The organism is Kineococcus aurantiacus, assembly GCF_013409345.1.
In the GTDB taxonomy this organism is placed as follows: Bacteria; Actinomycetota; Actinomycetes; order Actinomycetales; family Kineococcaceae; genus Kineococcus; species Kineococcus aurantiacus.
Genome location: NZ_JACCBB010000001.1, coordinates 4,267,725 through 4,280,849, shown reverse-complemented (window position 1 = coordinate 4,280,849; position 13,125 = coordinate 4,267,725). Strand labels below are relative to the sequence as shown.

At 76.7% G+C, this 13,125-nt stretch carries 14 protein-coding genes; 3 read left to right on the top strand and 11 right to left on the bottom strand.

Annotated elements, in window-relative coordinates:
* Window positions 1-11: 11 nt before the first annotated feature.
* A complete protein-coding gene (locus BJ968_RS20455; protein WP_179754960.1) occupies window positions 12-569 on the bottom strand; it encodes an NAD(P)H-dependent oxidoreductase in 558 nt (185 codons plus the stop codon).
* Window positions 570-698: 129 nt separating this feature from the next.
* Between BJ968_RS20455 and BJ968_RS20450 the strand changes: the two genes are divergently transcribed.
* Both BJ968_RS20450 and BJ968_RS20445 read left to right on the top strand, forming a co-directional pair.
* Entirely contained in the window at window positions 699-1,298 is a 600-nt protein-coding gene (locus tag BJ968_RS20450) for a TetR/AcrR family transcriptional regulator (protein WP_179757105.1), read from the top strand.
* Window positions 1,299-1,327: 29 nt separating this feature from the next.
* Window positions 1,328-1,960: a dihydrofolate reductase family protein gene (locus BJ968_RS20445; RefSeq protein ID WP_179754958.1), complete on the top strand. Its 633-nt coding sequence runs from the start codon at window positions 1,328-1,330 to the stop codon at window positions 1,958-1,960.
* 3 nt (window positions 1,961-1,963) lie between these two features.
* Here the strand turns inward: BJ968_RS20445 and BJ968_RS20440 are convergent, their stop codons facing one another.
* From BJ968_RS20440 to BJ968_RS20425, 4 genes are all read right to left on the bottom strand, one after another.
* Window positions 1,964-2,491: a GNAT family N-acetyltransferase gene (locus BJ968_RS20440; protein ID WP_179754956.1), complete on the bottom strand. Its 528-nt coding sequence runs from the start codon at window positions 2,489-2,491 to the stop codon at window positions 1,964-1,966.
* On the bottom strand, window positions 2,488-2,871 hold the full coding sequence (locus tag BJ968_RS20435; RefSeq protein WP_343078183.1) for an ATP-binding protein: 384 nt from the start codon (window positions 2,869-2,871) through the stop codon (window positions 2,488-2,490). The genes BJ968_RS20440 and BJ968_RS20435 overlap by 4 nt, the downstream gene beginning before the upstream one ends.
* A gap of 63 nt (window positions 2,872-2,934) precedes the next feature.
* Entirely contained in the window at window positions 2,935-3,804 is an 870-nt protein-coding gene (locus BJ968_RS20430) for an HDOD domain-containing protein (RefSeq protein ID WP_179754952.1), read from the bottom strand.
* Complete coding sequence (locus BJ968_RS20425) at window positions 3,801-5,969, bottom strand: EAL domain-containing protein (RefSeq protein WP_179754950.1); 2,169 nt, start codon at window positions 5,967-5,969, stop codon at window positions 3,801-3,803. The genes BJ968_RS20430 and BJ968_RS20425 overlap by 4 nt, the downstream gene beginning before the upstream one ends.
* 1,004 nt (window positions 5,970-6,973) lie before the next feature.
* Between BJ968_RS20425 and BJ968_RS20420 the strand changes: the two genes are divergently transcribed.
* The gene (locus BJ968_RS20420) at window positions 6,974-7,297 is read left to right on the top strand and encodes a hypothetical protein (protein WP_179754948.1); all 324 of its coding nucleotides are present in this window, start codon (window positions 6,974-6,976) and stop codon (window positions 7,295-7,297) included.
* A gap of 10 nt (window positions 7,298-7,307) precedes the next feature.
* On the opposite strand, the gene BJ968_RS20415 is transcribed toward BJ968_RS20420, so the two are convergent.
* From BJ968_RS20415 to uraD, 6 genes are read right to left on the bottom strand one after another with little or no spacing between them, the layout of a single operon-like run.
* A complete protein-coding gene (locus BJ968_RS20415) occupies window positions 7,308-10,061 on the bottom strand; it encodes a molybdopterin cofactor-binding domain-containing protein (RefSeq protein WP_179754946.1) in 2,754 nt (917 codons plus the stop codon).
* Window positions 10,058-10,876, bottom strand: coding sequence for an FAD binding domain-containing protein (locus tag BJ968_RS20410; protein ID WP_179754944.1), 819 nt, complete (start codon window positions 10,874-10,876; stop codon window positions 10,058-10,060). Before BJ968_RS20410 ends, BJ968_RS20415 begins: the two co-directional genes overlap by 4 nt.
* Before the next feature lie 59 nt (window positions 10,877-10,935).
* The gene (locus BJ968_RS20405; protein WP_179754942.1) at window positions 10,936-11,418 is read right to left on the bottom strand and encodes a nucleoside deaminase; all 483 of its coding nucleotides are present in this window, start codon (window positions 11,416-11,418) and stop codon (window positions 10,936-10,938) included.
* Window positions 11,406-12,308 carry a factor-independent urate hydroxylase gene (gene pucL / locus BJ968_RS20400; RefSeq protein ID WP_179754940.1) on the bottom strand — a complete coding sequence of 301 codons (903 nt, stop codon included), beginning with the start codon at window positions 12,306-12,308 and terminating at the stop codon, window positions 11,406-11,408. Before pucL ends, BJ968_RS20405 begins: the two co-directional genes overlap by 13 nt.
* 5 nt (window positions 12,309-12,313) lie before the next feature.
* Window positions 12,314-12,631 (bottom strand): hydroxyisourate hydrolase, encoded by a 318-nt coding sequence (gene uraH, locus BJ968_RS20395; RefSeq protein WP_179754938.1) that lies wholly within the window; start codon window positions 12,629-12,631, stop codon window positions 12,314-12,316.
* A complete protein-coding gene (gene uraD, locus BJ968_RS20390; RefSeq protein WP_179754937.1) occupies window positions 12,628-13,110 on the bottom strand; it encodes a 2-oxo-4-hydroxy-4-carboxy-5-ureidoimidazoline decarboxylase in 483 nt (160 codons plus the stop codon). The genes uraH and uraD overlap by 4 nt, the downstream gene beginning before the upstream one ends.
* Window positions 13,111-13,125: the final 15 nt, after the last annotated feature.

Here is a 13,125-nt window from a genome sequence, read left to right as displayed (position 1 = left end):
CGGGACGGGTCTCAGGCGGCCTTGGCCTGGGCGGCGGCCACGAGCCCGCCGAGGACGACCTGGACCTTCTCCACGACCTCGGCGTCGTCCTTGGGGTGGACGTCGGCGAAGCGCACGACCGAACCGGGGATGGCGAAGGTGACCTCGGTCAGGACGTGGGCGCCGGCGATGCCGAGGGCCTTGCGGGCGTCGTCCTGGGCCCACACGCCGCCGTACTGGCCGAACGCGGACCCGACGACGACGAGCGGCTTGCCGGTCAGGGGGCTGGCCCCGTACGGGCGCGAGGCCCAGTCGATGGCGTTCTTCAGCACGGCCGGGACGGTGCCGTTGTGCTCGGGGGTCACGACGAGGATGGCGTCGGCGGCGGTGATCGCGGCGCGGAAGTCGACGGCGGCCTGCGGGACGCTGCCCTCGACGTCGACGTCCTCGTTGTAGAAGGGCAGGTCGGCCAGGCCCTCGTAGATGCGCAGCTGGGCGCCCTCGGGGGCGTGGGCCACGGCGGTCTCGGCGATCTGGCGGTTGGTGGAGGCGGCGCGCAGGCTGCCGACCAGGACCAGGACGTCGGTCATCGGGAACTCCTCGGGAAGCGGGTCGGGGCGGCGCGGCGCTCACCCTCGATGCGGACTGTAGTCCGTTTCTGCTGCGACCTTCAAGCACCCCTCGCCCGGTCGGGGGCTTAGTCTGCGGGCGTGGCACGGATGCTGGCCCGGCTGGGCGCCCCGGGCGTCCCCGGGCGCGCGGACGCCTCCCGCAACCGCGAGCTGCTGCTGTGCACCGCCCGCCGGCTCGTCGAGGAGGTCGGCGTCGCGGGCCTGAGCATGGACGCCCTGGCCGCCGCGGCCGGGCTGGGCAAGGGCACCGTCTTCCGGCGCTTCGGCTCCCGCGCCGGGCTCTTCGCCGCGCTGCTGGACGAGTACGAGCGCGAGTTCCAGACCGCCTGCCTCACCGGCCCCCCGCCGCTGGGCCCCGGCGCCGACCCCGTCGAACGGCTCGTGGCCTTCGGGCACGACCGGCTGCGGTTCACCTCCGAGCGCGGGCACCTCATCCGCGAGGCCAACGGCCGCCCCGCCGCCGGGGCCGCACCGGCCGGTTTCAGCCGCCTGCACCTGCGCGTCCTGCTGCGGTCCGCGCAGGTCGGCGGCGACGTCGACGTGCTGGCGTTCCAGCTGCACGCGGCCCTGGAGGCGCCGCTGGCCTTCTACGTCGAGGGGCACGCCGACGGCGTCCCGCACGTCTCCCCCGAGCGGCTCGCCGCGGGCTGGACCGACCTGGTGCACCGGGTCGCGGGAACGCGGTGAGTTCGCGGGCCCCCGCGAGTCGGTAGGGCATGGGACTCATCCACCTGGAACTGTTCGCCACCCTCGACCTCGTCGCCCAGGCCCCCGGCGGCCCCGAGGAGGACCCGATCGGCTTCGCCTTCGGCGGCTGGCAGGCGCCCCTGCTGGACGAGGTCGCCGGGGCGCAGGTGCAGGCCGCCTACGAGGGGACCGACGCGCTGCTGCTGGGCCGGCGCACGTACGACGTCTTCGCCGCGTACTGGCCCCACCAGGAGGGCGGGCAGGACGACGACATCGCCACCCTGTTCAACCGCGTCCCCAAGTACGTGGCCTCCCGCGGCACCCCCGACCTGTCCTGGGCGGGGTCGACGCAACTGGGCCCGGACCTGGTGGCGGCCGTGCGGGAGGTCCGCGACCGCCACGAGGACGTCAAGGTCGTCGGCAGCCTGAACCTCGTCCAGACCCTGCTGCGCGAGAAGCTGTTCGACCGCCTCGACCTGTGGGTGCACCCCGTCGTGCTCGGCACCGGCAAGAAGGTGTTCGACGGCGGCGCGGTGCCCTCCAACCTCACCCTGCTCGAGCCGCCGGTGGCCTCCCCGAGGGGTTCGGTGTTCCTGCGCTACGGCCTGGCGGAGGGGGTCCCGGCCACGGGGGACATGTCGGCCCCCGACCGCGGGGTCTGAGGCTCAGGCCGGGGCGACGCGCTGGTACAGCACGTGGTCCTGCCAGCGCCCCGCGATCCGCAGGTACCGGCGCGCCACGCCGATCCGCTCGAAGCCGTTGCGCTGCAGCACGGCCTGCGAGGCGGAGTTCGACAGCAGGGTGCCGGCCTGCAACCGGTGCAGGCCCAGGCCGGCCGGGTCGAAGGCCACCTCGGCCAGCGCGGCCACGGCCGCCGTGGCGACGCCCCGGCCGTTGACGGCCTCGGCGACGAAGTACCCCACGTCGGCGGACTGGAACGGGCCCCGCACGATCCCCGACAGCGTGAGCCGGCCGACCAGCTCACCCTCGAACTCGATGACGTAGGGCACGGCGCGGCCCGCGGCGTGCTCGGCCAGGGCCTGCGTCAGCAGCACGGCCTGGCCCTCGGTGGTGAAGTGGGACTCGTCCCGCTCCGGCTCGTAGGGCTCCAGGAACGGCCAGTTCTCGCGCAGCAGCGCCGCGACGGCCGCGGCGTCGCCGGGCGTGGCCAGCCGCAGCGCCGTCCCGGTCACGAGATCACGAACCACACGGTCTTGCCGTTCTCGTCGTGCTCGACGCCCCAGCGGTCGGAGATGATGTCGACCAGCGCCACGCCGCGACCGCCCTCGGCCTCGGGGGCGGCGTCGCGCCGCACGGGTGGCTGCGGGTTGCCGTCGCGGACCGCGACGTGCAGCGCGGGCCCCTCACCGTCGCAGGACACCCGCACCAGGACCGGCGGGCCGCCGTGGCGGACGGCGTTCGTCACGAGCTCGGAGACGAGCAGCTGCGCCTCGTCCAGGACGCGCGCGTGGTGCGCGGCGCAGTACGCCTCGGACAGGAAGGCCCGCGCACGCCGGGCGGAGTGCTCCTCGTCGGGCAGGGTGATCTCCGCCGCCGGGGTCGCCTCGCACACGGTCCCATCCAACACCATGCCGGGCCGCTCCTCACCCGGCCCCGCCGCACCCGCGCGCCCCGGTCAGGACGTGAGCAGCTGCACCAGTTCCGCGGCCGTGCGCGTCACCGGGGCCCGCACGGCGTCCAGCTCGGCGTCGCGGACGTGACCGGCCGACAGCAGGTCGGCCGGGGCGGGCCGGCGCGCGGGGTCGAGGATCCGCTCGGACAGCTCCAGGCCCAGCCGCACCGACGTGGCCAGCGGCGTCGCCCAGCCGGCCCGGTCGACCTGCGCCAGGGCCTGGGCGAGGTCGTCGGGGAAGGCCCACGCGGCCAGCGCCTCGGCCGACACCCGCGTGTGGTGCGCGCCGTACCGGCGGTTCTCCGCCGCCAGCAGTTCCTCGCGGTCGGCGGCGCCGGCCACCAGGCGCGGGTACTCCACCGGGTCGCAGCGCACCAGCAGCGCCTGGCCCAGGCGGGCCAGCAGGCCCACCGAGAACGCGTCCGGGGCCTTGGCCCCCAGCCGCGGCGCGAACTCGGCCGCCGCCACGGCCGTCAGGACGCTGCGCTCCCAGAAACCCTCCAGGGCCTCGGGGACCTCGTCGAGCCCGGCCATCGCCGAGACCGCCAGGCTGCGCACCGTGGAGAAACCCACCACCGTCACCGCGAAGGCGGGCGCCGACACCCGGCCGGACAGTCCGAAGTAGGCGGAGTTGGCCAGCCGCAGCACCTTCGCGACGAGCGCGGGGTCGGCGCTGAGGGTCCGGCCCAGCGACCGGGCGTCGGAGCGGTGGTCGTCGGCCTCGGCGATGACCTTGGCCGCCACCGGCCGGTGCGCCGGCAGGTCGTCCAGGGCCGCGGAGATCCGGCCCAGCACCTCCACCGCCCCCGGCGCGGCGGACGTCGTGACCCCGCTGACCGCGGCGTCCACCCGGGCGTGCGGCTGCGCGCTCACGCCGGCACCTCCCGCGGGGTCGGCAGGCTCGGGCGCGGGACCAGCTCGCCGCCGCCGCGCAGCAGCTCCACCAGGTCCTCGCGCACCAGCGGCCGCGAGTACAGGTACCCCTGGACGGCCTCGCAGCCCAGGTCCGTGACGACCTCGTCCTGCTCGAACGTCTCCACGCCCTCGGCGACGACGCCCAGCCCCAGCGTGCGGGCCAGGGACACCACCGCCGCGGCGACCGCGCGCGCCGGTCCCCCGGCCACCCCGTCGCCGGCCGAGCGCAGGTCGCGCACGAACGAGCGGTCCACCTTCAGGTGGTCGACGGGCAGGTCCTTGAGGTAGGCCAGGGAGGAGTAGCCCGTCCCGAAGTCGTCGATGGCCACCCGGGCCCCGTCGGCGCGCAGCTCCTCCAGGACCCGGCGGCAGGCCCGCAGGTCGCTGGCCAGGGCGGTCTCGGTGACCTCCAGGCACAGGTCGTGCAGCTGCAGCCCGGCGGCGGCCACGACCCGGCGCACCCCGTCGGCGAACCCCTCGGCGGCCAGGCTGACGGCCGAGACGTTGACGGCGACGTGGTCGGGGCTCGTGGGCAGCTCCCCCGCGGCGTGGGCGGCGCGCCAGGACGCCAGGTCCCGGCAGACGACGGCCAGGACGTGGGCGTCCAGGGCGGGCACGAGGTTGGCCCGCTCGGCCAGCTCCACGAACGTCTGCGGCGAGACGGGCCCCAGCTCGGGGTGCGTCCAGCGGCACAGCGCCTCCAGGCCGAGCAGCCGCGCGGGGTTCCCCGGCCGCACGATCGGCTGGTAGTGCACGTCCACGCCGCCGCGGGCGATGGCCTCGCGCAGGTCCGCGACGAGCCGCAGCGCCCGGCGGGCCCGGGTGCGGACCTCCTCGTCGAGCAGCGTCCAGCGGCCGCCGCCGGCGGCCTTGGCCTCGTGCACGGCGATGCCGGCGTCGCGCACGACCTCCTCGGCGCTGCACGTCAGCCCGTCGAGCAGGACGACGCCGATGCTGGCCACCAGCCGCAGCCGCAGCCCGTTGACCTCCACCGGGGCCAGCACCGCGTCCAGGACCCGGCGCGCGGTGGCCCGCACGGCGTCGAGGTCGCCGACGTCGGCGCACACCAGGACGAACTCGTCCCCGCCCGGGCGCGCCACCATGTCCCCGCTGCGGACCGCGCGCGCCAGCCGGCGCGCGACCTCCACGAGGACCGCGTCGCCCGCCTCGGGGCCCAGGCCGTCGTTGACCGTCTTGAAGTCGTCGAGGTCGACCATGAGGACGCCGACGTCGCTGCTGCGGCCGATGAGGTCGGCCAGCCGCTCCAGCAGGGCCAGCCGGTTCGGCAGCCCCGTCAGCAGGTCGTGCTGGGCCTGGTAGGCCAGCCGGTGCTCGCGGGCCAGCCGGTCGGTGACGTCCTCGACGGTGCCGATGAACCCCGCCCCGTAGCCGGGGGTGCGGCTGGGGTTGAGCCGCACCGTGACCCAGCGCACCTGGCCGGCGGCGTTGCGCAGCCGCGTGTCGAACACGACGCGCTCACCGGCCAGCACCGCGGCGATGGCCTCCACGACCCCGGCGCGCTCGTCGTCGACGACGTGGGTCAGCCACCCCGTGCCGCACAGCTCCTCGGCGGGCAGGCCGAGGAGCTCGGCGAACGCGTCGTTGACGCGGGACAGGCGGGCCCCCACGTCCGAGACGATCGTCGGCACCGGGGACCCGTGGGCCAGCGTCGCGAACCGCTCCTCGGCCGCGCGCAGCGCCGCCTGGGCCCGCTCGTCCTGCGGCAGCACGACCGCGATGACCCAGAAGTGCTCCAGCGGGTCGCGCTCGGGGGCCGGCCAGGCGGTGACCTCGACGCGGCGCACGTCCCCGCTGGAGGTCACGGCGTCGACGCCGTAGCGCACCCGGCGCTCGCGCACGAGCCGCTCGGAGGTGTCCTGCGCGCGCAGCAGCCGCGTCACGGCGAGGTCGACGAGGTGGTCGGCGTCGACGCCGAAGAGGTCGGCGGCCGCGCCGTTGGCCCAGCGGACGCGGGCGATCTCCCGCCCGGCGGGGTCCTTGGGGCGGGACACGACGAGGACGGGCTGGTCGGCGGCGGTCGCGTAGTGCAGGAGGGCGGCGTCGACCCCGGCGGGGACGTCGCTCGCCCCGGGGTGGTGGTTGCGCCACGCCTCGTTCAGCACAGGTTCCGTCCATCGGGTCGGGCCGTCCCGTCCGTGGGACCGCGTCGAGGGGTACATCGGCACGTTCGGCCACGAACTGATCTCCACGGGTGGTGCGGTGTTCGCCTGGACGGGTCCAGACGCACGCAGAGCGACGAAGCGCTAGCGTCGGGGCAAACGCCCGGCCCCCAGGCCGGGCCGCCCCTGCAGGGAGGACGCGCCGTGCTGACGGCGTTCTCCGCCGCGGCCGCGTGGGGGCGGGTCGGTCTGGCCATGACCCCTCTGGCGCTGCTGCAGCTCGTGCACCACCGCACCGGTTCGTGGGCCGCCGCCGGGCTGGCCGCCGCCGGGCTCGCCCTCGCCGAGGCCGTCTGCGGCCCGCAGACGGCCCGCCTGGCCGACCGCTTCGGGCAGACCCGGGTGCTGGTGCCCCTGGCCGCCGCGCAGCCCCTCGCGCTGGCCGCGGGTCTCGTCCCCGGCGCTCCCCCGTTCCTGTGGGGGGCGCTGGTCGGGGCCTGCCTGCCGCAGCTGGGGGCGTTCTCGGCGGCCCGCTGGTCGCACCGCCTGGAGCCGCCGCAGCTGTCCCGGGCCCTGGGGTGGGAGGCCGTGGTGAACGCGACGGCGTTCCTGCTCGGGCCCGTCCTGGTCTCCGCGCTGGGCGCGGCGGGGCGGCCGTCGTCGGCCGTCGTGGTGGCCTGCGCGCTCGTGGGGTCCGGCACCGGGCTGCTGGCGGCGGCGCGGGGGGCGGCGCCGCCGCCGGCCGGGCGCGGGCCCGGCCGCCGGTCGGGGTTCCCCCGCGGGCTGGGTGTGCCGGCGGCCGTGAACGGGTGCGTGGGAGCGCACTTCGGGGCCCTGCCGGTGGCCGTGGTGGCGGCGTGGCCGGCCGCGGCCCCGGCGCTGTTCGCGGCCTCCAGCGCCGGGGGGCTGGTAGCCGGGGCGCTGCTGACGCGCGCGGGCGCGTCGGGGCTGCACCGGGCGGCGTGGGTGGCGGCGGGCGCCGGGGCGCTGCTGCCGGTGGTGGCGCAGTGGCCGGGGGCCGGGCGGTGCCGGCCGGGGTGGTGCTGTGCGCGGTGGGGGCGGCGCTCCCGCCGGTGGTCGTCGCGGCCTCGGTGCGGGCCCGCCGGGACGTCGCGCCGCAGCACCTCACGAGCGCCTTCGCGTGGCTGGCCTCGGTCTCGGCGGCCGGGTCGGCCGCGGGCGCGGCGCTGGCCGGGCGCGGGGTGGACGCCCTGGGCGCGGGCGCCGCGGCGGCGCTCGCGGCGGCGGCGCTGGTGGCCGTCCCGGCGGTGGTGGCGGTGCCGGTGCTGCTCGCCCGCGGCCGGGCCGGCCGGTGGGGGGCGGCCCGGTGAGGGGAGGGCCTCACCGGTGGGGGCGGTCCCCCGCGCCGCACCGCGCCGCGCGCCAGACGCGGTCGGCCGACATCGGCAGCTCGTGCAGCCGCACGCCGATCGCGTCGCGGACCGCGTTGGCCAGCGCCGGCGCGACGGGGTTGTACGGCGCCTCGCTCATCGACTTCGCCCCCCGGGGGCCGATGCTGTCGCTGGTGGCGGCGAACAGCACCTCGGTCTCGGGCACGTCGGCGGAGCGGGGCACGAGGTACTCGCGCAGCGAACCGGTGGGGCTGGACCCGTCCGGGTCGATCCGCACCTCCTCGTGCAGCGCCGAGCCGAGGGCCTGCGCGACCCCGCCCTCGACCTGCCCGCGCAGCTGGACGGGGTTCAGGACGGTGCCGGCGTCGACGGCCTGCACCGACCGCAGGACGCGCACCTCCCCGGAGGCGGTGTCGACGGCGACGCGGAAACCCTGGACGGTGAACGCGACCGAGCGGACCGCGGCGTCCTCGAAGCCCTGCGCGGCCGGGGCGGTCCCGTGGCGGCGCACGGCCTCGGCGTGGACCTGCGCCAGCGTCACGGACGCCGCTCCGCACGCCGCCGCCCCCGGGCGCAGCTCGACCCGCCCGGGCGCGACCCCCAGCAGGGCGCCGGCGACCTCCCGGACCTGGCCGGCGACCCGCTCGCAGGCCTGCAGCAGCGCCTTGCCGGCCACGACGGAACCCGCCGAGCCGAACGCCCCCGTGTCGTGGCCCACGACGTCGGTGTCGCTCTGGCGCAGCACGAGCAGCTCACCCGTGGTGCCCAGCGCGCTGACGGCGATCTGGTGGTGGACGGTCGTGGTGCCGTTGCCGAACTCCGCGGTGCCGACGCTCAGCTCCCAGCGCCCGTCCGGCAGCAGCCGGACGGCGGTGTCGGCGAAGTGCCCGCGCGGCGGCGTCGTCGCGATGGTCGCCAGCGCCATCCCCTGCCCCGTGCGCCAGCCCGGTCCGGGCGGGACGGGGTCGCCGCCGCGGGTCAGCGCCTCCTGCACCAGGTCCAGGCACTGGTCCAGGCCGTAGCTGCCGTAGCGCAGGCCGTCGTCGGCCTCGACCCCGTCGGCGGGGTGCGACGTCACGACGAACGGGTCGCCGGGGACGACGACGTTGCGCCGGCGCAGCTCGAAGGGGTCCACCCCCAGCTCCCGGGCCAGGTCGTCCAGCGCGGACTCCAGGGCGAAGGCGACCTGCCCCAGCCCGTACCCGCGGAAGGCCCCCGAGGGGACGGTGTGGGTGTACGCGGAGCGGGCGTCGACGCGCTTGTTCTCGCAGCGGTAGGTCGCCACCGTCTCGTGGCAGGAGTGGAACAGCACCCCCGGGGAGTGGTTGCCGTACGCCCCGGCGTCGGCCAGGACGTCCAGGGCCAGAGCCGTCAGCGTCCCGTCCCGGCGCGCGCCCAGCCGCACCGACACCCGGAACGGGTGCCGGGTCGGCAGGTGCCGCAACGTGTCCTCGCGGGTCGTCTCGTGCACCACGGCGCGGCCCGTCCGCAGCGTCGCGAGGGCGACGAGGTCCTCCACGAGCATCTCCTGCTTGCCCCCGAAACCCCCGCCGACGCGGGCGGAGAACACCCGCACCCGGTCGCGGTCCAGGTCCAGCAACCGGGCCAGCTCGTCGCGCACGAGGAACGGCACCTGCGAGCTCGTGCGCACCACCAGGCGGCCCCCGTCGTCCAGCCAGGAGACCGCGGCGTGCGTCTCGAGGGCGACGTGGGAGACCCGCTGGGTGCGCCAGGTGCCGCTGACGGTGACGTCGGCGGCGGCCAGCGCGGCCTCGACGTCGCCCACGCCGCCGTGCAGCTGCGCGACGAGGTTGCGCTGCGGGTCGGCGATGCGCGAGGTCGCCGCGTCCTTGTCGCCGTGCACGGCCGGGGCGCCGGGGGCGAGCGCCTCCTCGGGGTCCAGGACGGCCGGCAGGACCTCGTACTCCACGACGAGGCGCCGCAGCGCCTCCTCGGCCGTGGCGAGGTCGTCGGCCACGGCCACGGCGACGCGCTGGCCGTGGTGGCGCAGCACGGGGTCCAGGACGAGGGTGTCGTCGGGGTCGTCGAGGCGGTCCTGGTGGCGGCCGGTGGAGAACAGCGTGCGGGGGACGTCCTCGTGCGTCAGCACCAGGTGCACCCCGGGCAGGGCCCGCGCGGCGGTGGCGTCGGTGCGGGTGACGCGGGCGTGGGCGTGCGGGCTGCGCAGGACCGCCAGGTGCAGGGCCCCGGCCGGGACGTCGTCGAGGGTGTAGGCCTCCCGGCCCGTGACGACGCGGTGGGCGGCGGGGGCGGCGACCGCCGCGCCGAGGGGGCCGCTGGCCGGCAGCGGGGCCGGCGCCGGCCCGGTGACGGCGTCGCGGATCGCCCGGTACCCCGTGCAGCGGCACAGGTTCCCCTTGAGGTGCTCGTCGAGGTCGGCGCGCTGCTCGTCGGTGAACGTGGAGGCCGTGACGACCATGCCGGGGGTGCAGAAACCGCACTGGAACCCCGCGGCGTCGACGAAGCGCTGCTGCACCTCGCTGAGGTCGCCGGGTGAACCCAGCCCCGCGACGGTGGTGACCTCCCGCCCGGCGGCCCGCGGCGCCGGGACGAGGCAGGAGTGCACCGGCTGGCCGTCGAGCAGGACGGTGCAGGCGCCGCAGTCGCCGGTGTCGCAGCCCTTCTTGACCTCCACGTGGGAGGTCTGGCGCAGCAGCGTGCGCAGGCACTGCCCCGCGCGGGGGGAGCACTCGTGCGTCGTGCCGTTGACGGTGAGCTTCACGCCAGTTCCTCCGCGATCTCGGCGGCGAACCGCAGGGTCGTGGCGCGCCGCCAGTCCGGCGCGCCGTGCACGTCGTCCCACCAGGCCCCCGCCACCCGCCGCTCGACGGCGGCGGCCAGCTCGTCCGGGCGCGGGGTGGTGGGCAGGCGGAACACCTCGGGACGGGCGGTGGAGGCGGTGACGGTGAGGACGAAACCCCCGTCGGGGTCGCGCCGGCCGACGACGAGCGCGGCCGAGCGGCCCCCGCGCGTCAGGGAGGAGCGGCGGGAGGCCGTGGTCGAGCGCAGCGCGGCCGCGGGCAGCCGCACCGACCGCAGCACCTCCCCCGGGCCGAGCACGGTGCTCCGGTTCCCGGTCACGAACTTCTCCACCGGGACGTGGCGCACCCCGCCGTCGGCGGCCCACAGCTCGGCCACCCCGTCGAGGGCGGCCGTCAGCGCGGTCACCGCCCCCGCGGGCAGGGCGGTGCACAGGTTCCCGCCGACGGTGGCGACCGAACGCACCTTGGGCGAGGCCAGCAGCGCGCGCACGCACTGCCGGAACAGCGGCCGCGCCGCCCAGCCGGCCGGCAGCGGGATCCGGTCCAGGACGCCGATCGGGCACGTCGCGGCCAGTTCCAGGCCGCCGTCGGTGACGGTGAACGGTTCCCACTCCAGCGTCGTGAGGTCGACCAGGGTGCGCAGGTGCGGCTGCGGGGTGGAGAACAGCCACGTGCCGCCCGCCACCACCGCCACGGCCGGGTCCCCGTCGTGGACGCGGCGCAGCTGCTCGGCGTCGACGGCCGCGACCCAGTCCTCGACGGTGTTCAGGTCCACGTCAGCTCCACGTCAGGTCCACCTCGGGTCCGCCTCGGGTCCACGCGCCGTCCCGGCCGTCAGTAGTCGACCCGCGCCGCGCTGGCCAGCCAGGCGTCGAACGGGGCCGGGGAGTTCTCGTCGCGGCGCTGCCGGACGGGCACCGACCACCGGTCGCGGGGGGTGTCGAACAACTCGTAGAAGGCGCGGTCGTCGAAACCCCCGCGGGCGGCGTCGTCGCGGTCGGCGGCGAACAGCACCCGGTCCACCCGCGCCCACAACGAGGACGCCAGGCACATGGGGCACGGCTCGCAGCTGGAGTACAGCGTCGCCCCGGCCAGGCTGAAGCTGCCCAGGGCCGTGCAGGCCGCGCGGATCGCCTGGACCTCGGCGTGGGCGGTGGGGTCGTTCTGGGCCGTGACCCGGTTCACCCCGGTCGCCACGACCTCCCCGTCGCGCACGACGACGGCGCCGAACGGCCCGCCGCCGGCGGCGACGTTCTCCACCGCCAGCCGGACGGCCAGGTCGAGGAAACCCTGCTCCACGGGGCTCACCGCTCCCACGCCAGCGGGGCGGCCGGCACGTCGTCGCGCGCCACGACGGCCGTGATGAGCCCGTACGGCCGGTCGTCGGCGTGGAACACCTCACCGGCGTTCTCGACCCCGAAGCGCGCGGTGTCGTAGAGGAAGTGGTGCTTGTTCGGCGCCGCGAGCCGGACCTCCACGACGGCCGGCACGGCCTCGATCGCCGCGGTCCCCATGTGCCACAGCGTCTGCTGCAGGGCCAGGGAGTCCAGCGTCGCGAACTGCCCGACGAACGCCGCGCGCACCGCGTCGTAGGCGGCGTCGAAGGCGAAACCGTCCGCCAGCGCCTGCTCGTCGTAGCGCCACTGCGCCACCAGCGACGTCGCCATGACGCGGTCGTCGGTGGGTTCCAGCGTCGTGTACCCGTCGGTGAGGAAACCCTTGAACGCCGACCCGGTCGACTTCAGGACGGTGAGGTCCTTCAGCCCCGCCACCACGAACGCCTCCTGCGCGGCGCCCTTCCCGGACACGGTGACGGCGGCCGTGCGGACCTCGCCGCCGCTGCGGGTCCAGGTGTGGTCGTGCTCGGCGCCGTCGACGACGGCGCGGGTCCACCGGTAGGAGTCGACGTCCAGGCGCGCGCCGGTGACGGGCTCGACGTCGTCGACGAAGTGCCGGGCCAGGTCGAGGGCGTACCCCTCGACGCTCGCGATGCCCTTCTCCTTGGCGTAGGAGTAGATCGTGTTCTTCTGCGAGTCGGTGGGCAGGACCTTGGACTGGTCCCCGGTGAGGTAGGCGTCGGCGAAGTCGCCGCGCAACGTCGAGGTGACGTTGAGGTCGACGATCTCGTGGCGCGGGGTGTCGCGCTGGAACCGGACGACCCGGTTCTCCGCCTTGCCGTACGAGTGACCCGCCAGGACGACGGCCATGTGCTTCAGCTCCCTCGGTAGGTGGAGTAGGCGAACGGGGACAGCACGAGCGGCACGTGCAGGTGGGGTTCGTCGCGCACGGTGAACGAGACGACGACCTCGGGGTGGAACGCCTCGTGGCCGGCCGCGGCCCACCACGCGCCGGTCTCGAACAGCAGCCGGTACGTGCCCGGTCCCAGGTCCTCGGCCAGGCGCGCCCGGCCCCCGGCGTCGGTGCCGCCGCTGGCCACGGGTGTCCCGTCGACCGTGGCCAGCACGAGGCCGACGCCCACGGCGGGGGTGCCGGTGACGGTGTCCAGGACGTGGGTGGACAGGCTCGTCACGACGCCACCAGCCGGGCCAGCCGCAGGTCGGTGATGGCCGCGAGCTCGCGGCGCACGACGGCGCGCTCGGTGGCGGGGTCGTTGCCCAGCCGCGCCCGCAGGACCGAGAGCAGCTCGGGGGCGCTGCGGCCGGAGGCGCAGACGAGGTAGACGTGCCCGAACCGCTCCTCGTAGCGCCGGTTCCCCGCCGCCAGCTCCTCCAGCACCTGCGGGTCGCCGGCCAGCACGGCCGCCTGCTCGAGCCGGGAGCTCTCCCCCGCGGGCCGCTCCCCGATGCGCGGGTGCGCGGCCAGGGCGGTGTCGACGTCGGCCTCGGGGGTGGTGACCAGTTCGGCCGCCGCGGCGGCCCGCAGCGCCTCGGGCGTCCCGAACGGGCGGGCCGCCGCGACGCGCGCGGCCCAGCGCGGGGCGTCGCAGCAGGTCCGCAGGACCTCCTCGCACCGCGCCGGGTCCAGCCGGTCCAGTTCCTCGACGTGCACGACGCGGCCTCCTGC